Below are 21,728 nucleotides of genomic sequence, written 5' to 3' on the forward strand. Positions count from 1 at the left end.
TATGACTTTATCTGGCAATAAAGGAGAGTGGAGCGAAGTTTATGTATTGCTCAAACTCTTATCTGACGGCTGTTTGCATCTTGGAGATGCTGATTTGAAGCCAATCGAAGATATCGTATATCCCATAGTCACAGTGCTTCGTGAGTATAGCAATGGCTGGGTACATTATATTCCAGACCATCCAGATATTCATATTTCTAGAGACTGTGGAGGGGAAGAAGTTATCATATCCGTTGCCCAATTTACAAGATCCGCTTCGCAGCTTTTTGAGTACATCCAGAGACTCAAGGGCTCATCATCGATGCCAGAGCTAGAGGATTTTCTAAGCAAGATTCATTGTTTGCAACTCAAGGCTAAGTCATCATCCAAAGCAGATATACACATCCAAATTCACGATCCTCGTATTGGTGTACAGCCTACTCTGGGTTTCAGTATCAAGTCTCGCTTGGGCAATAGTGCAACGCTATTGAACGCCTCAGGTGCTACCAATTTCGTTTTTACCACAGGTCTTCAATTAACCCAAGATCAGCAAATCCAGATCAACTCAATAGAAGTAAAGAGTAAAATACAAGAACGGATCTTCGAAATCGAGAAGCTGGGTGGAAATCTAGTTTTTGAGCGTTGTGAGCACTCATGTTTTCAGAGCAATTTGATGATGATTGATACCATGATGCCTCTAGTGATGTCTGAGGTTTTGAAACTTTATTACTCAGGTAAAGGTAGTCGTCTAGTAGATCTACTAGCAATCATCAATCAAACAAATCCTCTTGATCTTGATTTGTCTACTCATCATTTTTACGAGTACAAAATAAAAAAGCTACTTGTAGAGATCGCACTTGGACTGCAACCCAATAAAGTCTGGGATGGAGTTTATGATGCTACTGGAGGCTATATCGTAGTCAAAGAAACGGGAGATTTGATTTGTTATCACTTCTACGATCGCAATCTCTTGGAAGACTATCTGCTTCGGAATACTAAGCTTGATACTCCCAGTTCTAGCCGACATGGCTTTGGTACTATTACGTCAGACAATCGCTTCAAGCTAAATCTTCAGATTAGATTTATTTAGCTTATACATTCAATACTCAAAGTGTGATGAAGATCCCAATGGCAGACCCTGCACGGCAGTATCAGTTCCTTCAAGGGGAGCTAGATGTTGCCGTGCAGCACGTATTAGGCTCGGGGCAATATATTGGAGGAGCATCTGTATCGGCTTTTGAGCGAGAGCTCGCCGAATACCTTGGTCTCTCGGCCGAATCGGTAATCTCGTGTGCCAATGGAACGGATGCTCTGGAGCTAGCCTACGAGGCGATCGGGCTTGAGGCGGGCGATGAGGTCATCATCCCTGCGCACAACTATGTCGCAGCTGCCGAGGTTGCCGTACGCCTTGGGCTAATCCCTGTATGGGCGGATGCTACTGGGGAAGGCGGAGCGCAGTGCTATAATATCGACCCTAACGCACTAGAGGGCTTAATTAGCCCAAAGACCAAAGCACTGGTGGCTGTCAATCTCTATGGCCTGCCGATTGATGCCCTGCGACTCAAGGCATTCTGTCACGAGCATCATCTCTTTCTGATCGAGGATAATGCTCAAGGGCTCGGTGGTTTTGCCGATGTTTCTGGGCAATCTGTGCCTATGGGACTACTAAGCGACATCAGCACCACGAGCTTTTTCCCCACTAAGCCTCTAGGCTGTGCTGGCGATGGTGGTGCGATCGTAACGACCAATCTGCTCTGGGCAGAGCGAGCACGTTGCCTTGCTCGGCACGGACAAGCCGAGAAGTACGACTATCGCATGGTTGGGAGGAATAGCCGTCTAGATGCCATTCAAGTAGAAATTTTGAGGATTAAACTCAAACATCTGCCCGAGTTTGTGCAGATGCAGCAGCAGACCGCTAAGACTTACACAGAAGCTCTTCGAGGGGATGCACGCCTAACTCTGCCGATGTGCGAAGCAGGAGCCAGCCCCACCTATCATCAATATACGCTATTGCTGGATGAAGGCTTAGACCGAGAGCGCATTCGCCTTGGTCTGATTGAGCGAGGTGTCGCTAGTGGACTCTATTATCCCAAGCCCTTGCACTGGTATGAGGTCTATAGCAAGCGAAGCCTCGTGCGCAGTTCGCTCTCTCGAAGCGAAGATATTAGCCGTCGTATGCTCTCGCTCCCAATCTTCCCTCTGATGACGGACGAAGAAATAAACTACATCATTGACAACCTCAAAGACCTGCTACGATGATACAGGTCGGATAGATATGAAAGAATTGACCAGCCCTATCCGCTTTGCCGTCATTGGCTGTGGGCACATCGGGCGTAGACATAGTGAGAAGATTACAGCTGACTCTAGAGCCGAGCTGGTGGCGCAGTGCGACGTTAAGGCTAGGGGACAGGTTCTTGCCGAAGAGGCTTATGCTTCGGTACCTTATTTTCGTTCGGTTGACGAACTGATTACTTCGGGGATTGAGTTTGATATTGCCTGCGTCTGTGTGCCCAATGGGCTACACGCCGAGATTGCCGAGGTGGTACTCCGCTCGAGGCATCACGTCTTGATCGAGAAGCCTATCGTGTTAAATCTAGAAGATGGCGAGCGTCTTAGACTGCTTGCCAAGCAGAATGACTGTCGCATCTATGGTGTGCTACAGAATAGATATACGCCCGTCTTTCGTTGGCTCAAGGAGACTGTGACCTCAGGCGTACTCGGGCAGATCTACAATGTACAGATGCAGTGCCTGTGGAATAGAGATGAGCGCTACTATACGCCTGATAGCTGGCACGGAGATGCCGAGCTCGATGGTGGTACGCTCTACACCCAGTATTCGCATTTCTTGGATCTGCTGACGTGGACGATGGGGCGAATCGAGGTAGAGTCGGCACACTTCGCCAATCACAGCCACGAAGGGCTAATAGCCTTTGAGGATACGGGTACCGTACTCTTCCGCACAGAGGGAGGAGCTCGGGGAACGCTCTTCTATTCGACTGCCGTTTATGACCGCAATCTGGAGGTGTCGATGACCATTCTTGCCGAGCATGGTACGATCAAGATCTCTGGTCCTTACCTCAATCGCTTGGAGCATTGTGCTATTCGTGGTATTGAGACGCCGCAACTTGAGAAGAGCGCAGCGGGCAATCAATACGGAGGGTATAGCGGTTCGGCGCAGAATCACCACCACGTCATCGCCAACGTAGTGGCTGATTTGCTCGGTGAGCCAGCAGAGATTACCACTCTAGACGATGGACTTGCTGTGGTACATTTGATCCAAAATATCTACGAGCACAAGTAAAAAGTTATCCCCTAGATCCTACAAGTAGAGAGATCTAGGGGATAACTTTTATTTTTTTGTTGGACTAGTAGGCTCTAGCGAAAACAACTCTCTGTGCGCTAGGCTTGCCCGTTACCATACATACCCCCGGAGTCTTGTCACCCTCTAGAGGAATACAGCGGATTGTAGCCTTAGTTTCGGCCTTGATACGCTCTTCTGTTTCGGGTGTTCCGTCCCAATGTGCCAAGATAAAGCCACCGAGCTCAATTTTTTCCTTAAACTCTTCGTAGCTATCTACCGTGATCGTATGTGTCGTGCGGTAGTCGAGTGCCTTCTGATAGATATTGGACTGAATTTTATCCAGCAGATCCGCCACGTGATCTACTACGCCATCTAGAGCGATTGTTTCTTTGGTAAGTGTATCACGTCTGGCAACCTCAATAGTGCCTTGCTCTAGATCTCTAGCACCGAGGGCTAGACGAACGGGCACTCCTTTGAGTTCATATTCGGCAAACTTCCAACCGGGCTTCTTATTGTCACTATCGTCGTACTTGACACTGATGCCACGAGCCTTGAGCCCTGCGACAATCTCCTCTACACGTGCCGAAACTGCCGCAAGCTGCTCCTCACCCTTGTAGATAGGTACGATGACGACTTGATATGGAGCGAGCTTAGGAGGTAGCACAAGGCCGTTGTCGTCTGAGTGTGACATGATGAGTGCTCCCATAAGACGAGTAGATACGCCCCACGAAGTCGCCCACACATACTCCTGATTACCTTCCTTGCTTGCAAATGTTACATCGAATGCCTTGGCGAAGTTTTGCCCAAGGAAGTGCGAGGTACCGCTTTGTAGTGCCTTGCCGTCCTGCATCAATGCCTCGATGGTGTAGGTATCTACCGCACCAGCGAAGCGTTCGTTAGCGCTCTTAACCCCAGTAACTACGGGCATAGCCATATAGTCACGAGCAAATCTCTCGTAGACGTGTAGCATACGTACAGCCTCTTCTTCGGCTTCTTCTCGAGTGGCGTGAGCGGTGTGCCCCTCCTGCCAGAGGAACTCGGCCGTACGCAAGAATAGGCGTGTACGCATCTCCCAGCGTACGACGTTGGCCCACTGGTTGCAGAGAATGGGTAGATCTCGGTAGCTCTGGATCCAGTTCTTATAGGTATTCCAGATAATCGTTTCGCTCGTAGGGCGAACGATTAGCTCCTCCTCTAGACGAGCCTCTGGGTCTACGACTACGCCACCCTCTGGGTTAGTCTTGAGGCGGTAGTGCGTTACGACAGCACATTCTTTGGCAAAGCCCTCTACGTGGTCGGCCTCACGGCTCAGGAAGCTCTTAGGAATGAAGAGCGGGAAGTAGGCATTGACGTGACCAGTTTCCTTAAACATATCGTCCAGAACACGTTGCATCTTCTCCCAAATCGCATAGCCATAGGGCTTGATAACCATACAGCCACGCACAGCTGAGCTCTCGGCTAGGTCTGCCTTGAGCACAAGATCCTGATACCACTGCGAGTAGTCTACACTGCGAGGGGTTAATTCTTTGAGTTCTTTTGCCATTGCAATATATTATGATTGTTATTTACTCTTAATTAAAACCTTGCAAAGGTAATAAGAAACCAAGTGAATAGCACCACTTGCTCCGATGATAATGGCTGTAACAGACGAAGAAAGCCCCTCGTATCACTACGAAGGGCTCACACATAACACAATGATATGAAAAAAAACTTAAGAGGCCTCCCACAGGCACGGGGAGGTTGTCGCTAGCCCTTGGGCTGAATGTCTAGACGTACGGGGCGGATCATATTCTCTGGTGAGAGGATTGTATCCAGCTCCTCCTTGGTCAAGATGCCATGTTCGAGCACAAGGTCATAGACTCCTCGACCTGTTTCCATTGCTTCTTTGGCAATCTTAGTAGAGTGCTTGTACCCGATGATTGGGTTGAGTGCAGTGACGATGCCCACACTATTCTTGATGTAGTTTGTGCAAATCTCTTCATTGGGCTCTATGCCGTCGATACAATGGATGCGTAGTGTGTCGAAGCCGTTCATCAGTAGCTCGGCCGATTCGAAGCAACACTGTGCCATCACCGGCTCCATAGCATTGAGCTCCATTTGGGCGGCATCACCAGCCATGGTTACACATAGGTCGTTGCCCATTACCTTGTAGCACACTTGGCTCATCACTTCGGGGATTACGGGATTGACCTTACCCGGCATAATAGATGACCCCGGTTGCTTGGCGGGGATACTTATTTCTCCCAGACCACAGCGAGGGCCGCTCGAGATTAGACGTATATCGTTACAGATTTTATTCACCTTAACGGCTAGGCGTTTCATTGCAGAGCTGTATCCAATCATTTCGCTGGTGTCGCTCGTTGCGCCTACTAGGTCATCGGCTAGCTTAATGTCCCAACCAGTTATTGAGCGCATCGCCTCGATGCAGTAGCCCGCATATTCTGGCTCGGCACAGATACCTGTACCGATAGCTGTAGCACCCATATTAACGGTTAGGAACTGCTCGGCTGCATAGTCGAGATGATGTAACTCGTGCTCTAGGATAGAGGCGAAACCGCCGAAGGTCTGCCCTAGCGTCATGGGCACTGCGTCTTGGAGCTGTGTGCGTCCCATCTTGAGGACGTGCTTCATCTGCTCGCTCTTGACTCTGAGGGAGTCGATGAGCTGCTGCAGGTGTTTCTTGAGGAGCTGATGTGTGGCGTAGAGCCCTAGGTGTATGGCTGTTGGGTAGGCGTCGTTGGTAGACTGAGAACCATTGACGTGGTCGTTGGGCGAGAGGTACTGAAACTCCCCTGCCTTGTGTCCCATGATCTGCAATGCTCTGTTGCAGATCACCTCGTTGGCGTTCATATTAGTTGTCGTACCAGCCCCCCCTTGTATCATATCTACTGGGAAGTCGCTATGCCACTGACCGTCTAGGATCTCACGGCAAGCCTGCACAATGCCTTGGTACTGTGCATCGGTCAGACGGCCTAGACGATGGTTCGCCTCTGCTGCTGCTGCCTTAGTCTGCGCTAAGCCTTGAATAAAAAGTGGGTAGTCGGATAAAAGAAACTTACTGATCTGGAAGTTTTCGATGCCTCTAAGGGTTTGCACTCCATAGAGATGTGCGTTAGATATTTGGCGTTCGCCGAGCAAATCGCTCTCGATACGGAAAGTTTGTTCCATGTTGATAATCGAATAATACTAGCTATTACAACTATTTTACGATTGATTGCACAGCAAAGGTAGCACTTAAATCGGAATATCCTAATTAACTGCCTTGTTTTTTGCGTGATATAATAAAACCCGAATTTTTTGTCGGGTTTTATTATAAATAGAAAAGCGTAAATAGTTTTGATTTGAATTTAGAAAAGCTACAATTTGATACTTAAACCAAGAAGCGCTTGGTCAATCCGTCAAATTCATCAATTCTACGATCTCTAAAGAACGGCCACCATCTTCTTACTCGCTCGCATCGCTCTAGGTCAATGTCCACCACACGAACTTCCTCTTCGCGCCCCAATTCGGCCATCAATTCGCCTTGAGGCCCAGCGACGAAGCTACGCCCCCAGAAGCGAATACCATTGGTCTGCCCAGAGGGGTCTTCCTCCACCCCGACACGATTGACCGTTACGACTGGTAAGCCATTAGCCACAGCGTGCCCACGCTGTACGAGTTGCCATGCATCGCTCTGTCGGCTTTGCTCCTCGGGTACATCGCTACTCTCCCAGCCAATAGCGGTAGGGTAGATGAGTAGCTCTGCCCCACGCATAGCCATCAGGCGTGCTGCCTCGGGGTACCACTGATCCCAGCAGACCAAAACGCCTAGACGCCCCACAGAGGTTTGGATAGGCTCGAAGCCTAAGTCCCCCGGTGTGAAGTAGAACTTCTCGTAGTATGCAGGGTCATCGGGGATATGCATCTTGCGGTATTTGCCTGCGATAGATCCGTCCCGCTCGAGCACCACCGCTGTATTGTGGTACAGCCCTGCGGCTCTGCGCTCAAAGAGCGACAGCACGATGACTACGCCTAGCTCACGGGCTAGCTGACCGAATTCCTCCGTGCTAGGTCCGGGGATTGGCTCCGCTTGGTCGAAGATCTGTACATCTTCCGTTTGGCAGAAGTATAGACCGTTGTGTAGTTCTTGTAGGACGATGAGCTCTGCCCCTTGGGCGGCAACCTCTCGGATTCGTTCGCCGAGTCGCTTCTTATTGTGTACGTGGTCGGCCGTATTGGCCTGTTGAATTAGTCCGACTTTCATAGTTCCCATTTATTTTGATTGATGAAACCCTCTGGTATCTGCATCGTAGCGCAGTGCAGGCTACCGTGCTGGCGAATAAGCGCTTGGCAGTCTACCCCGACGATTTGGCGGTCTGGTAGCGCCTCGCCTAGAGCTTTGAGTGCCTCGTTATCGTAGTCTTGGCCGTAGGTAGGCACAAGCAATCCGCCATTGACGAAGAGGAAGTTGGCATACGTTGCGGGCAGGCGATGTCCGTCTTCGTCGTAGATCGCTTTAGGTAAGGGTAGGGGAATGAGTTTGTATGGCTCTCCCGATGTCGTGCGTAGAGCCAGTAGCTCCTGCTCCATACGCTCGAGTGCATGATAGTGGCCGTCCCGAGGGTCGAGGCACTTGACGTAGGCAATCGTATCGGGGGTAACGAAGCGTGCCAGTGTGTCAATATGTCCGTCGGTGTCGTCGCCCTCTAGCTCGCCGTTGCGCAGCATGATGAGTCGCTCGGCTCCCAGCACCTCGGCTAGCAAGCCAGAGAGCTCCTCCTCGTCGAAGCCTGCATTGCGGTTAGGCTCGTAGATACAGCCATAGGTAGAGAGGATTGTCCCCTGCCCATCGCTCTCTACACCGCCTCCCTCTAATACGCACATCAGACGATTCATCATCGAGACGTCGTCGGCGAAGACACGAGAGAGGTACAAGCAGCGGCTGATCAAGTTGTCCTTGTTGGCGGCAAACTTCATACCCCAGCCGTTGAAAGTAAAGTCTGCAATGGCTTTGAATGTTCCTTCGTCCGAGCTGACCCTAAAGGCCAGTGGTGCATAGTCGCGGCACCAAGTATCGTTGCTTGGCATCTCTAGGATACGCAGGCGATGCTCGAAGTGCTCGCCCTCGAATATCTGCTTGACGTAGTTTTCGTCATGAGCAAGGATCAGCAAATCCTCGAAGCGCAGGATAGCACGTGCCATCTCTCTATAGCACGCCTCTACCTCGTCGAGCATATCTGCCCAATCGCTCTCGGCGTGCGGCCAAGTGATCAGAACCAAATCCTGTGGTTCCCATTCGGGAATCAAGGTTAGTTTAGCCTCCATATAGTCTAATTGTCTTAAAGTTATTAGGAACAAAGATAAGCAAACCAAAGGGTAGGGCGTGTCATCATGTACAAAAGGCCGTGTTGCGTGTGCCATTTGCTCCCTACGGATTTCGCCAATGCCCTTACTGATTGGCATAGCTGCCCACCAATTTCTCGACTATTGGGCGTGTCGCGGCCGATCCCGAGGCCAAAAATAGGTTATGCTACGTAGCTTATACCGTAGATTGATTGGGCTAGATGATGCACCATCTAGCGCATTGTCGAGGACTCGTACGAAGTTGAGATTACACTATTTAACTATTCGTTTAGATTTTGGGTCACATTTCAGCATGTTGGTGGAGCAAAGCAGTAGCCGTAGCCGAGAAAGCATTAGGCCTCGTATTTGGCCCCTAGCTGGCTCTAGACGGCGTTCGACCTCGTTTGGGCACTCCACCTCCAGCCGAGTGAAAATAACCGCCTAAAACGAGGGTTTTGCAAATAATTAATAACCAGATATATAAAACACTCATCTGGCTAATTTTGTACTTTCATGTCGCCTTTTTGAGGATTTCTTCCCATCAATTTCTTTGGATTAGTGGACACATTGCTAAGTATTAGCCCACCAATCCGAAAAAGTCTTCCCATTAATTTGCTCAAAAGTCGCCTCAGACGCCGAAAAACTCTCTGCCCTTCGCCCCGATTTAAGCCAAATTTGCATACATTTTTTAACACAAAAGAAGCAAAGTCGCATCCCAAATCTCTCGAGTTTTGTAGTGACGCTACGGGCTACGTCACCACCCCTTGGACGGAACGAATACGCAAGACCTATTATTTCAACATACCTCGTAGAGTTGCTATTGGGAGGAGCTGCCGGTGCAAGGTCCTGATCGCTTTGGGATTCATTCGGCAGATTTTCCGTACCTTTGGGGCTAGATATTTGATAACTATGTATTTGAGGAATATTTTTACGTTTAGAAAAGTTTTTTTCTTTAGCCTATTGCTCCACTCTGCAAGTTTGCTCTCGGGGCAAGAAACACAGCTCTATTTCGATCCGTACGTCCCCGAACCACTCCCATCAGGCTCCCCCGAGTGGCTGCGAGAGATCGAGCTCAATCCGTCTGGGGTCAATTACTTCAAGATGGATTCCCTCTTCAGAGATTGGTGCGCCAAGGACATTGATGCACGTGTCAAGACTCTCGAGCGTAAGCCTGCCGTCAATTTCTACAGACGGTGGGCTAAGGCATACAGAGATTTTGTTAATGCCGAGGGTCGTATCGTTTTGCCCCAACAAGAGGATTATGCCCAGAAGGTGGAGCTACAGAATAGGCAAGTTCGTCAGCACCTTAGAGCGATCGCTACCGAAGAACGCCAACAGCCCCTTTGGCGCAACATAGGGCCTAATAGGACGGCCGAGAATAATAGAGGTAAGCTCAGCGAAAAGGATTCTCAGGTTTGTGTCTTTCGCCTTGCAGTAGCACCGTCCAACCACAATGTCGTGTACTCTGGGACGGAAACTGGGGTTGTCTTCCGCTCTGACAACAAGGGACTGGAGTGGCAGGCTTGCGATGCAGCGCACAACTTTGGAGGTTCTATCTACGCCATCGCTGTATCCCCCAGAGATGAGAATCTCGTTTTAGTTGGGGCAGGGACCTTTCTGTGGAAGAGTACCGATGGAGGCAAGAGCTGGACGAGGCTCACCCAAATCAATGCTCGGGTGAATAGCATTCGCTTCTCTCCCCAAAATCCCAGACAGATCACGATCGCTACCCACGCTGCAGAGCAGGGCTTTGGTGGCTTTTGGCGATCCGATGATGCAGGGGCTTCGTGGCTCAAGACACTGGACTTGCTCTGTCACGACCATGAGCTAAAGCCCGATGACCCCAATACGGTCTACCTCTTGGCACAGCGTGCCCCTAGAGAGCCTTTCTTCTTTTACGTTTCGACGGACGGCGGACAGACCTTTCAGCAGAGACAACTCCCTGTGGAGGGCGTTCGTTCGGGTAGATTGGCTGTGAGTGAAGCTCCCACAGGGACTAACTATGTTTATGCGTTGGTTAATGCACAGGTGACTTCCCACTCCCTTCAGGCTATGGGTGACTTAAGAGGACTGCCCCACATTCTCAAGAGTACGGATGCGGGGCTAACTTGGAGCGACCAAACCACAAGGGGAAGTAACCTACGCTTCAATACCTTCTCGCCATTCATTGACAATGACTACGGCGGGCAAGGCTACTTCGATATGATGATCGGAGTCTCAAACAAGGATCCCGAGCTTGTCATCTATGGGCTGTGCAATGCCTACCGCTCCACGACTGGTGGAACAGGCTCTGTCCACACCAATGCGATAGGTGGCTATGAGCGTCAGGGCAATCTGCACCCAGATATGCAAGATATTGCTATCGCAGGCGACGATACCTACATCAGTACGGACGGAGGGATCAAGTATTCGACAGATTTCTTTGCCACACCCGGTCAAATCAGACATCAAGGCATCTATGCGAGCGAATACCATGGCTTCGACCAAGGCTGGAACGAAGACGTGATGGTAGGCGGACGCTGGCACAATGGTGATGCCGTACACGCAGCAAACTACGGAGAGGGCAATACGCTATACGTAGGTGGTGTGGAGCAGGCCACGGGCCACGTGATGGTTAGTGACCCCTACAAGGTCTATTTCTCGGATGCAGGGCGTATGGTGATGCCCCGAGAGATGACGGGGCAGATTGATCTGGCGAACTATGGTACGTACTTCTCCAAGAAACCCTACGAAGTGCTACAGACTAATGGCACTATCGCTTTCGACCCTAGATATGCACTACGCCTCGTGATCAATCCGATCGATGATACCAATGCCTCGTGGGGTGGCCCTAGCGACAAGGTTTATCTCTCTACCGACGAGGGGCGCAGCTTCTCGATGCTCTACGGACTAGACGGCGAGAACATCGCCAACTTCGCCTACGCACGTTCCAACCCCGACTACTTCTATATCTCGGGGGCTTACGACATCTACCGCACGATCGACGGAGGCAAGAACTGGTCCGTGGCCAAGACACGCCCCTTCCCCGAGAAGACAATCCCCAATGGCATCACGCAGATTGCCATTCATCCACGTGATGAGAAGAAGCTCTGGGCCGTCAATCCCAACGAGCCACATAAGCTCGTCTATAGCACCGATGCTGGCGATACGTGGACGCCTGACCTCTCGCCGGTACTACGGGACCAACCCTTGCAGTTTGTCATCGTCGTGGGTGACGAGAGAAACGGCATCTATGTGGCTACGGGGGGCAGAGGTGCACGTGTCTACTATAAGGACGATAGCCTAGAGGACTGGATCGATTATTCCGAGGGTATCAACCCCGGTTCTCGTATCGCTCGCATACTTCCATACTACAAGGAGGGTAAACTCCGTATGGCAACAGACCAAGGTATCTGGGAAGCTCCGCTCTATCGCCCCGACTTTGTACCAGTGGCTCAGCCTATGGCGACCAATGTGGGCAGTGGCGACCTCACAGGTAAGGCCGATATGCCCATACAACTGGAGAGCTACTCGATCGTCAATCAGAGCCAAGCCTCTTGGCGTTGGTCATTCTTCCCCAAGCCCAAGAGCGTGAGCAACCCCACTAGTCGCAATCCGATCGTCGTCTTCGGCTACAATGCAAGCTACGATGTCACGCTGACAGTTACTACGCCTCAGGGGAGCGATACGAAGACGGTCAAGAAGATGTTTGTTGTGCGTGATGGCGTGGAGCATCCCAAGCCCGATGAGGGCTATACACCTCCAGAGCCTAGTGACCCAACGGGCATCAATCCAGAAGCTGAGGTCGAGCAGCGCATCAAGCTGTATCCTACGGTACAGACCTCTGGCCAGACTATTCGGGTAGAGCTGACCAACTTGCGTGAGGATGCTAAGCTCACTCTCCACTCTGCCAAGGGACACGAGCTGCGGCACGTGGCTCTACCCGCAGGTTCGTCTACCTATCACCTCACGACCGAGGGGCTTACTCCCGGCGTCTATCTCTATTCGTTGCTTTCTCGATCGGAGAAGCATTATGGTCGTATCATCATCAAATAGTTTATATGCTGCGTTTGAATTATTTTGCTGCTAGCCTGCTGTTCCTACTTACTCTCCCATTAGCCTCATGGAGTTACGCTCAGAGTGATCGAGAGGGCGAGGCCTATCGTACCTTTATTCCCGAGGGGCTCCCGCATGGTGCGCCCGAGTGGATGGCTCAGTTACTCTCGCCAGACGGGGTGGACTACAATCAAGTGCGAGCCCAGTGGCTTGAGTTTAGGCGAGCCAACCCACAGTATCAGCGCAAGACGCCTCACACCAAACCCCTTATTCGCTTCATGCAGCGCTGGGAGGAGCATTACCGAGCGTATGCCGATGCCAAGGGGATTATTCGTCTGCCCCTAGGGCATGACTACAAGGCTGAGGTTAGTCGCATCAATCGCCTCGCTGCTCGAGAGGGCAGTGGCCTCAGAGCCGCCTCGCTCGATGGCAACAAGTGGCAGATCCTTGCCCCACTGATTACCTACAGTCACAGCACTAAGAAAATAACGCCTTGGCAGGCTAATATCCACCGCCTCGGAGTAGCTCGTAGCTCGCCCAATACACTCTATGCAGGCTCAGAGACGGGTATGATCTTCCGCACCGACGACAAGGGTGAGCATTGGCGTCCGTGTAGCCCCAATCACTACTTCGGCGGAGAGGTCAATAGCGTAGAAGTATCCTATCAGACCTCAGAGAAAGTGGTCATTGGTTCGGGTGGATATGTTTGGCTGACCACAGACGGTGGGGCAAATTGGCAGGATATCACACCAGAGAAGCAACACAATGAGCTGGTTCGTGACGTGGTTTTCCACCCAGATAATGACAAACTCATACTCGTTGGCACCTCGAGAGGGCTGTATCGAACCGAAGACTCTGGGCTTACGTGGCGCAAGGTCTTGCAGACGCAGTGCTATGACATCAAATTTCAGTATGGCGCCGAGCGGATCTATGCCCTCGCAGGTCGCCCGGGCTCAGTAGCATTCTATACGAGCCTAGACGGCGGAGCAACCTTCTTGCGCAAAGATTTAGGTGCACCAATCCTCGCAGGGCGCATCGGCATCTCTTACTCCGAGCTAGGACGAGCCTATGTCTACGTCTGGGCGACCGAGGGACGATACCTCAGTCACCCAGAGGAGTTTTTCATCGGTAGGCCACTACTCTTTAAGAGTACGGACTCGGGTGCATCTTTTGTCATGAATAGAGAGGTGGCCGATAAGCTCGAGCATGGCGACAAGAATGGCGGACAAGGCTACTATGATCTGACTTGCCTCGCCTCGCCACACAACCCCGAATGGGTTTTCTTCGGTCTGATGCACACCTATTTTTCCCCCGATGGCGGGAGAACCGTGCAGAATAAGGGCGGATACTATGGTCAGTTTGAGCTACACTCCGACCAACAAGATATGCACATCGTGGGCAATGATACTTGGCTCTCGACTGATGGGGGGATTATTTACTCCTCCGACTTCTTCCAAAATCACGCCGAACCTCGCATCCGAGGCATCTATGCCTGCGAATTTTGGGGCTTCGACCAAGGCTGGAATGAAGACGTTATGGTCGGCGGACGCTTCCACAATGGCAATATGGCTCAGATGGATAGCTACGATGGTATCAGCATCAGTCTGGGTGGCAGTGAGCAGGCTACAGGGCATCTCCTACTGAGCAATCCACGCAAGGCGCTCTTCTCCGATACCGAAAATGTCATTGTTCCCGACGACTGGAAGAAAGACTTCGTCCCCTTCGGCAATATCGGCAAATACCCTTACGAAAGCTCTCAATTTGGTATTGGTCTGACTTTCGACCCTCGCTATGCCAAATGTTTCTACAACGTTCAGGACGGTGGTAACGAACTACGTTACCTCTGGAAGACCATCGATGATGGTGAGAGTTATACGCAGCTCTACACCTTCGAGGCTCCGATCTCCTCAATCGGTATCTCTAGAGTTAATCCTGATCGTATGGTTGTCTGCACGAGTCTTGGCCTCTACCAGTCGGTCGATGGTGGTAAAACATTTGCCAAGGTAACCACAGCCCCCGAGGAGCTAAGCAATATCCACGATAGTTTCGTCGCCATGCACCCACGCAACGAGCAGGAGTTCTGGATCTCTTGCTACAACAATCAGAGCGTTTGGCGCACCAAGGACGCAGGGCTGACGTGGGAGGAAATAGGTCGAGAGGCTAAGTTCGACCACGACTTGTTTAGGAATGATTTCTTCTTCAGATACATCTTCCTCACGGGTAACGAGAAGAACGCTGCCTACGCAATAGTCGGAGCTATCCGCCCCTACAATGCAATCAATCTACAGCTACGTAGCCGCATCGCCTACCGAGATGACACAACCAAGGGCTGGGTAGACCTCTCCGATGGCTTGCCTTATGGGCTGTCGATCAATAAGCTATTGCCATTCTATAAGAAGGGTGTACTGCGCCTAGCCTCAAGCAATGGTATTTGGGAGCGTCCACTGGTAGATCCGCACTTCCGCCCCGTCGCTCAGCCTATTATTCTCAATAGTGGTACAGGAGAGTTTGCTACGACCAATGAGGTCGAGCTGGACAGCTACTCTATCGTCAATCAAGAAGATGCCCAGTGGAGCTGGAGCTTTAGCCCTGCTCCGCTACACGTGAGCGATCCGCATGCACGCAATCCTAAGATCCGCATTGCACCTAATACGACCTACGATGTCACGCTCACGGTTACCACTCCTCAAGGTAGCGATACCAAGATGGTGAAGGGTATGATCATTGGTAAGGCTACTGTACCGCCCTATACCGACCCAACCAATGCGCAGGAGGTAGAGATGATGGCCAAAGACTTCGTGCTTCGCCGCCACCTAATCCGCCAAGGCGAGCAGATTGCGCTCTCTTTCGGCGGTCTGACCCGCCCTATAGTCCTACACATCTACGACATTCAGGGGCGTGAAGTGATGCGAAGCGAGCTATCTCCTAGAGCAACGAGCCACCTCGACACCTCTAAGCTACCTGCTGGTGCGTACATCTATACGGCAGAGAGTGTAGAGATCAAGAAAAGCGGACGCCTGCTGATCCACTAGACTTAGTAGACACCCTCAAAACAAAGCGAAGGGGCTGTGGCAAGATTAGATTCTGCCACAGCCCCTTCGCTTTGTTTTAATTCTAGATTTGTCGAAAGGTCAAGGTTAAAAACCTTATCAAAGCACGTATTATTGGGTGCATCTGCACCCAATAATACGTGCTTTTGCACCCAGTATGAGGTGCAACACGATGCTTTTTCCTTTCAAAAAATGGCGTTAGACGAAACACAATCTTTGCTTTTGGGCTGATTGATGCCTAGAATCTGTGCGTCGTGGAGAGGACGAGAGAACGGCCTGCACCCGAGATTCCAGAGCTGTATGGGCGATAGCGGCGGTCTGTGATGTTCTCTATGGCAGCCGTTACCGCCCAGCGTCTAGATATTTGGTAATGGCTACGCAGGTTGAGGACGAGCCAAGCTGGCGAATAGGTGTGTCCAGCCTCATCTTTGGCGTAGATCTCGGTTTTTCCACGCTCATCGAGAGGTAGATCGGTGTGCTTGCGCTCGGCTTGCATACGGCTCTCTAGACAGATGCGTAGAGATTTGGTCGAGAAGTCCAGACCCGCACGGGCGAAGAGCGGTGCTGCGTGGCGCAGAGGCGAGGAGGTTCGGTCGTCTAGCTCCTCTCTGCCTCGCTGATAGTTCACTTCGGCGAAGGCTGATAGCCCCGAGAACTCCTTCGTCCTCACCAGTAGATAAGCTCCATAGACCTCCGCAAAGGCGGCATTCTGTATCGCTAGCACTCGGCTTAGCTCTCCCTTGTACATCACTTCTTCCTCGCCAGAGGGGAGGCGAAAGGGGCGACGCACCAGAGCATTGGTTAGATGCGTGTAGAAACCCGATAGCTCGACCTCACCCCAAGAGAAACGCCCTCTAGCCGTCACATCAATCCCGTGGGCATACTCTGGTTTGAGCGTAGGATTGGGTACCACGACGGACTGATCCACCGAGTCGAAGATCTTGCCCATATCGTCTACGTTAGGCGCACGGAAGCCTCTCGATAGGTTGAGATTGAATGTGAGGAATTGGGTGGGCTGATAGTTGAGCCCGAGATTGCCCGAGAGCGAACCCGCCTGATTGGTCTGATGCGCATCGAAAGCCAGCGCAAAGCCCGGGTTAGTGAAGTTAGCATCTATCCGATAGAGGTTGTATCTCGCCCCTGCATAGGCCTCAGTTCCTTTGGCGAGCGTCCACGCCCCTTGCAGATACGCCCCTGCCGAGTGCCACGAGGCTTGAGGGTAGCGAGAGGCACTGCGCTCACTTGTTTTCTTCTCGATGTCGTAGGCCTCTCCCATAGACTTAACCCGATCTAGCACATACTCCACGCCGTAGTTCCATACGGCTTTGGCTGTCGTCTTCTTCAAGTCCAGATTGAGCGAATAGGCATTTACCTGCTCGGTTTGGGTGCTTCGGATAGGCTTATTGAGAGCTCGGTCGATGCGGCTCTCCTCGAAGTTTTGCAGGGCTAGGCGTAGGTCGATTTGGTTGTAGAGGAGGCTGGGCATCGTGTGGCTCAAGTGAAGTAGATTCATCATCCACTTCTGCGGGCCATAGCTCCACTCTGCGTAGCGAGGTAATCCCTTACGCAGACGGTTGTGGCGGTCGTAGCGACCATAGGGCGAGCTCTCTGAGAGATGAAAGGCGTACTCCATCTGCCAAGCATCGGAGGGCTTGTACAGAATCTTCTGCATGATGTTGCTTTGGCTGTAGGCTGAGGGGGTCTGTACCCGTGGGTCGGGGTTGTCGAGTACGAGATCCGCTTTGTGATCCGCTCGGCGCACGACGAAGGGCTTGAGGTAATCCTCTGGGCCGTAGCTCCCTTGCTTGAGATCGCCGAACTCGAAGTTGCTGATGCTCGTTAGGAAAGCCCATCGGCGCAAGCTGATCTGGAAGTCGAAGTGCCCCGTACGTTCGTTATTGGCAGAGGCGTATCGGGCCGAAGTGGATCCCGATATGCTGATGAGGTGGCGACCGCTGAGCTTGGGCGATAGAGTCCGAAAGTCCATGACACCGCCGATGGCATCGCTACCATAGAGTACAGAACCAGAGCCGAAGAGTACCTGCGCCTGCTCCATGGCTAGAGGATCTAGGGAGATCACATTGTGGATATTGCCCGAGCGGTAGATCGCCGTATTCATACGCACCCCATCGACCGAGTAGAGCAGCCTATTGGTGGCAAATCCTCTGATCATCGGGCTGCCGCCGCCCTGCTGACTTTTCTGTATGTAGACACGTCCCGAACTGCCAAGCAGGTCAGCCGTAGTCTGAGGCTGATAGAGGGAGAGTTCTTTGGGGTCAATGCTGATGCGCCCTGCCTTCCATGCTTCGGCCAGTGGGCTGGGGGGAGGAGCTTGTACGAGTAGTTCGTCGAGCTTGATGCTATGGGTGTCGCTCTGTCCAAAAGAGGGCAGAGGGGTTAGAGCCATTAGGGCGACCCCGATAGCAGTGAGTTGATGTTTTGTAGTCATTTCGTTAGCAAATAAGTTTGGTTAATTCATCGCTGTGTGGGCCACAAAGTTAAAACAATCTGCCTGCTTGACTATCAACTAGCTAATCTTCTCCAGTAGCAACGTAGCCCGCTGCATTGAAAATTGATAGGTCTTGCGTATTCGTTCCGCACGAGGAGCGTTGACGCAGCCCATAGCGTCGCTATAAAACTCGAGAGATCTAGGATGCGACTTTGCTTCTTTTGTGTTAAAAAATGTATGCAAATTTGGCTTAAATCGGGGCGAAGGGCAGAGAGTTTTTGCGCGTCTGAGGCGACTCTTGAGCAAATTGATGGGAAGACTTTTTCGGATTGGTGGGCTAATGCTTAGGAATGTGTCCACTAATCCGAGAAGATTGATGGGAAGAAATCCTCAAAAAGGCGACATGAAAGCACAAAATTAGCCAGATGAGTATTTTATATATCTGGCTATTAATTGTTTGTAAAATCCTCGTTTTAGGCGGCTATTTTCACTCGGCTGGGGTAGAGTGCCCAAACGAGGTCGAACGCCGTCTAGAGCCAGCTAGAGGCCAAATACGAGGTCTAATGCTTTCTCCCTCCACATGAGCAGCAGCTTCCCACCAATACTCCGATAATTGAGCTAAAATATAAATCTAACTCCCCCGTCTGTATGAATCTGTAAAAGGCTCCAAACCTCTACATTAGATAGGCTTTAACATACCTAAATACAAATGTTTAAGTTTGCTCTATCCGTGTGGTGGTGAGGCTTTGAACGTCGACCACGAATTAAATAAGGAAATAAATAGCTATTAAATGAAAAGTATTATTTATCTTTGAGGCAGAAAAGAAACTTTTTGAGTAACTAAAACAAGAAAACTATGAGTCGTGCGAAGAAAACAATGCAGATGAGTGACAATTTGGTCCTTCTGAAGGGTCTACTCTCCGACATCGTGCGTCAAGATCTTGGTCAGGAAGTAAGCGACAAGATAGACTCTATCCGTCGCCTTGCAGATCAGGACGCTACCGATGGCACCGTACCATCGCCCCAGCTACTAGAGGCGATTGCCTCTCTCTCCGATAGAGAGCTGCTCTATGTGGCACAGGCCTTCAACCAATCACTCAACCTAATCAATACAGCCGAGCAGCTCAACCTGATCTCCGAGCAGGCTCTAGGGCGAGATAATCCCATACAGTTCATTCGCCTCTGTGAAGATCTCAAAGCCAAAGGCGCAAGCCGAGAGGAGATCATCAAGGCACTCGAGCAGCTCTCGATAGACCTCGTACTCACGGCACACCCCACAGAGATTAACCGCCGCTCGCTCATCAACAACCTCAACGAAACGAGCGACTGCCTAGACCGACTAGATCGTGCAGATCTCCCAGACTACAAGCGAGCTCAGCTCATGCGTCGCCTGCGTCAGCTCATTGTGCAGTACTGGTACACCGACGAGATCCGCAAGCGCCGCCCCACGCCCGTAGAGGAAGCCAAGTGGGGCAACGATGTGATCGAAACGAGCCTCTGGTATGCCGTGCCTGAGTTTATCCGTGAGCTCAATGTGCAGCTAGAGGCAATGCTCGAGGGCTACACCCTGCCCATAGATGCATGTCCTATCCAGTTCACCGCATGGATGGGTGGCGATAGAGATGGCAACCCCAACGTCACAGCCAGTGTGACGCGAGAGGTGCTCCTACAGAATAGACGTCGTGCAGCTAAGCTCTTCCTCGTAGACATTGAGGTGCTAGTCAAGGAGCTATCCATGAGCTACTGCACCGATGAGTTCCGTGCCTATATCCAAGACGACGAGGTGCAGGAGCCCTATCGTGAGCTGATGAAGCGACTACGCACTCAGCTACGCAATACTATCGCCTACATTGATGAGCGACTCGAGGGTAGCACGCAGCCTATCCCTACCGATGTGATCTGGGACGATAGCCAACTCTGGGAGCCACTGATGCAGTGCTACCGCTCTCTCGTGTCGTGCGATATGGAGAGCATCGCAGGGGATAAGCTCACCGACACGCTTCGCCGTGTGCGTGCCTTCGGCGTTACTCTGGTCAAGACCGACGTGCGCCAAGAGAGTAGCCGACACACCGAGGCTATCTCCGAGCTACTGCGCTACCTAGGTCTAGGGGACTATGCCAGCTGGAGTGAGGAGGAGAAGCAGGCGTTCTTGATACGAGAGTTGGCCTCTCGCCGTCCGCTGATCCCCGCAGGTTGGCAGCCTAGCCCCGAAACAGCCGAGGTCATCGACACGTGTCGTGTGATCGCCGAGACACCCGAGGGGGTTATCCCCGTATATCTGATCTCGATGTCGCAGACACCATCGGATATCCTAGCCGTACACCTGCTACTCAAAGAGACGAACTGCCCCTATCGCCTAGGAGTAGGTCCACTCTTCGAGACCCTCGAGGACTTGGAGAATGCGGCAGATGTTATGCGTCAGCTCTTCTCTATCGGCTGGTATCGTGGCATCATCGGTAACAAGCAGATGGTTATGATCGGCTACTCCGACTCGGCCAAGGACGCAGGGGCTCTGGCAGCAGGCTGGGCTCAGTACTGCGCACAGGAGGCTCTGATCAAGGTTTGCGACGAGGCAGGAGTACGCTTGACGCTCTTCCACGGTCGTGGTGGTACGATCGGTCGAGGTGGAGGCCCTGCCAAAACGGCTCTATTCTCTCAGCCTCCCGGTTCGCTGCGTGGCGGTCTGCGTGTGACGGTACAGGGCGAGATGATTCGCTTCAAGTTTGGTCAGCCTGCATTGGCTATCCGCACTCTTGGGCTCTATCTAGAGGCTATCCTCGAGGCTAACTTGCTCCCACCACCTGTGCCACAAGAGGAGTGGCGTGAGGTCATGGACGAGCTGCGTGATGCATCGTGTGCTATTTATCAAGGCGTCGTTCGTGGCAACGAAGACTTCATTCACTACTTCGACCAAGCCACTCCGATCTCCGAGCTCTCCAAGCTCCCTATGGGCTCTCGCCCTGCTAAGCGCCGAGCAGCGCCCACGATCGACAACCTCCGAGCTATTCCGTGGATCTTCAGCTGGTCGCAGAATAGACTAATGCTCCCCGCTTGGCTCGGAGCTGGGGAAGCACTCCAGCAGGCGCTTGAGGCTGGCAGACGAGATCTGCTAGAGCGTATGTACCGTGAGTGGCCATTCTTCAATACCCGCATTAGTATGCTTGAGATGGTGTATGCCAAGTCGGATATCGCTGTGGCGGCCTATTACGATCAGCTGCTCGTAGCCGAGGAATACAAGTACCTAGGACAGGACCTGCGTGAGCGCCTAGTGCGTGACACCGCTACGATCCTCTCTATCTCGCACGACCGCACACTTATGGAAGATGTGCAGGGCGGTGCAGCGGAGAATGTTGCTGTGCGCAATAGCTTCGTCCTACCGCTCAACCTGCTACAAGCCGAGCTGCTCAAGCGTTCTCGCTCTACCGAGGACTATTCGCAGGACATCGAGCAGGCGCTTATGGTGACGATCTCGGGCATCGCAGCGGGCGTGCGCAACTCTGGTTAGCAGACCTACATAGAGTGCAGTGGGGTAGAGCCAAGGCTTTCACTATCTCTGCCACATAGACCGATCCCCCAATCAAGCGGAGCCCAA

General features: G+C 51.8%; 11 protein-coding genes. 6 read left to right on the top strand and 5 right to left on the bottom strand.

Features of this window, described 5'->3' with window-relative positions; genetic code table 11:
- Position 1 precedes the first annotated feature (1 nt).
- The 3 genes from HQ48_RS00795 to HQ48_RS00805 are packed head-to-tail and all read left to right on the top strand — an operon-like array spanning position 2 to position 3,280.
- Positions 2-1,069, top strand: a complete 1,068-nt coding sequence (locus tag HQ48_RS00795; RefSeq protein WP_044231245.1) for an HpaII family restriction endonuclease — start codon at positions 2-4, stop codon at positions 1,067-1,069.
- 26 nt (positions 1,070-1,095) lie between these two features.
- Positions 1,096-2,238, top strand: a complete 1,143-nt coding sequence (locus HQ48_RS00800) for a DegT/DnrJ/EryC1/StrS aminotransferase family protein (protein WP_044231246.1) — start codon at positions 1,096-1,098, stop codon at positions 2,236-2,238.
- A 16-nt stretch (positions 2,239-2,254) separates the two neighbouring features.
- On the top strand, positions 2,255-3,280 hold the full coding sequence (locus HQ48_RS00805) for a Gfo/Idh/MocA family protein (protein ID WP_044231247.1): 1,026 nt from the start codon (positions 2,255-2,257) through the stop codon (positions 3,278-3,280).
- Between the two features lie 64 nt (positions 3,281-3,344).
- Here the strand turns inward: HQ48_RS00805 and proS are convergent, their stop codons facing one another.
- From proS to HQ48_RS00825, 4 genes are all read right to left on the bottom strand, one after another.
- Positions 3,345-4,823, bottom strand: coding sequence for a proline--tRNA ligase (gene proS, locus HQ48_RS00810; protein WP_044231248.1), 1,479 nt, complete (start codon positions 4,821-4,823; stop codon positions 3,345-3,347).
- 203 nt (positions 4,824-5,026) lie between these two features.
- Positions 5,027-6,448 carry an aspartate ammonia-lyase gene (locus tag HQ48_RS00815; protein WP_044231249.1) on the bottom strand — a complete coding sequence of 474 codons (1,422 nt, stop codon included), beginning with the start codon at positions 6,446-6,448 and terminating at the stop codon, positions 5,027-5,029.
- A gap of 202 nt (positions 6,449-6,650) precedes the next feature.
- Positions 6,651-7,523 (bottom strand): carbon-nitrogen hydrolase, encoded by an 873-nt coding sequence (locus tag HQ48_RS00820; RefSeq protein ID WP_044187937.1) that lies wholly within the window; start codon positions 7,521-7,523, stop codon positions 6,651-6,653.
- Positions 7,520-8,584 carry an agmatine deiminase family protein gene (locus HQ48_RS00825; protein WP_044231250.1) on the bottom strand — a complete coding sequence of 355 codons (1,065 nt, stop codon included), beginning with the start codon at positions 8,582-8,584 and terminating at the stop codon, positions 7,520-7,522. The genes HQ48_RS00820 and HQ48_RS00825 overlap by 4 nt, the downstream gene beginning before the upstream one ends.
- A gap of 927 nt (positions 8,585-9,511) precedes the next feature.
- On the opposite strand from HQ48_RS00825, the gene HQ48_RS00830 reads away from it, so the two are divergent.
- Together HQ48_RS00830 and HQ48_RS00835 are read left to right on the top strand one after the other, a co-directional pair.
- Positions 9,512-12,637 carry a hypothetical protein gene (locus HQ48_RS00830; protein WP_081969670.1) on the top strand — a complete coding sequence of 1,042 codons (3,126 nt, stop codon included), beginning with the start codon at positions 9,512-9,514 and terminating at the stop codon, positions 12,635-12,637.
- 5 nt (positions 12,638-12,642) lie between these two features.
- The gene (locus HQ48_RS00835) at positions 12,643-15,669 is read left to right on the top strand and encodes a YCF48-related protein (RefSeq protein ID WP_044231252.1); all 3,027 of its coding nucleotides are present in this window, start codon (positions 12,643-12,645) and stop codon (positions 15,667-15,669) included.
- A 256-nt stretch (positions 15,670-15,925) separates the two neighbouring features.
- Here the strand turns inward: HQ48_RS00835 and HQ48_RS00840 are convergent, their stop codons facing one another.
- Entirely contained in the window at positions 15,926-18,136 is a 2,211-nt protein-coding gene (locus tag HQ48_RS00840; RefSeq protein ID WP_081969671.1) for a TonB-dependent siderophore receptor, read from the bottom strand.
- Positions 18,137-18,992: 856 nt separating this feature from the next.
- Between HQ48_RS00840 and ppc the strand changes: the two genes are divergently transcribed.
- A complete protein-coding gene (gene ppc / locus HQ48_RS00845) occupies positions 18,993-21,641 on the top strand; it encodes a phosphoenolpyruvate carboxylase (RefSeq protein ID WP_081969672.1) in 2,649 nt (882 codons plus the stop codon).
- The last annotated feature ends 87 nt before the right edge of the window (positions 21,642-21,728 follow it).

This window comes from Porphyromonas sp. COT-290 OH3588 (genome assembly GCF_000769075.1).
In the GTDB taxonomy this organism is placed as follows: Bacteria; Bacteroidota; Bacteroidia; order Bacteroidales; family Porphyromonadaceae; genus Porphyromonas.

What these genes read in the sequence shown, in the direction of transcription:
- HQ48_RS00805 (WP_044231247.1), top strand. Translation starts at nt 2,255, where the DNA reads ATGAAAGAATTGACCAGCCCTATCCGCTTTGCCGTCATTGGCTGTGGG.
- HQ48_RS00825 (WP_044231250.1), bottom strand. Translation starts at nt 8,584, where the DNA reads ATGGAGGCTAAACTAACCTTGATTCCCGAATGGGAACCACAGGATTTG.
- ppc (WP_081969672.1), top strand. Translation starts at nt 18,993, where the DNA reads ATGAGTCGTGCGAAGAAAACAATGCAGATGAGTGACAATTTGGTCCTT.
- HQ48_RS00795 (WP_044231245.1), top strand. Translation starts at nt 2, where the DNA reads ATGACTTTATCTGGCAATAAAGGAGAGTGGAGCGAAGTTTATGTATTG.
- HQ48_RS00800 (WP_044231246.1), top strand. Translation starts at nt 1,096, where the DNA reads ATGAAGATCCCAATGGCAGACCCTGCACGGCAGTATCAGTTCCTTCAA.
- HQ48_RS00820 (WP_044187937.1), bottom strand. Translation starts at nt 7,523, where the DNA reads ATGAAAGTCGGACTAATTCAACAGGCCAATACGGCCGACCACGTACAC.
- HQ48_RS00830 (WP_081969670.1), top strand. Translation starts at nt 9,512, where the DNA reads ATGTATTTGAGGAATATTTTTACGTTTAGAAAAGTTTTTTTCTTTAGC.
- HQ48_RS00815 (WP_044231249.1), bottom strand. Translation starts at nt 6,448, where the DNA reads ATGGAACAAACTTTCCGTATCGAGAGCGATTTGCTCGGCGAACGCCAA.
- proS (WP_044231248.1), bottom strand. Translation starts at nt 4,823, where the DNA reads ATGGCAAAAGAACTCAAAGAATTAACCCCTCGCAGTGTAGACTACTCG.
- HQ48_RS00835 (WP_044231252.1), top strand. Translation starts at nt 12,643, where the DNA reads ATGCTGCGTTTGAATTATTTTGCTGCTAGCCTGCTGTTCCTACTTACT.
- HQ48_RS00840 (WP_081969671.1), bottom strand. Translation starts at nt 18,136, where the DNA reads ATGACTACAAAACATCAACTCACTGCTATCGGGGTCGCCCTAATGGCT.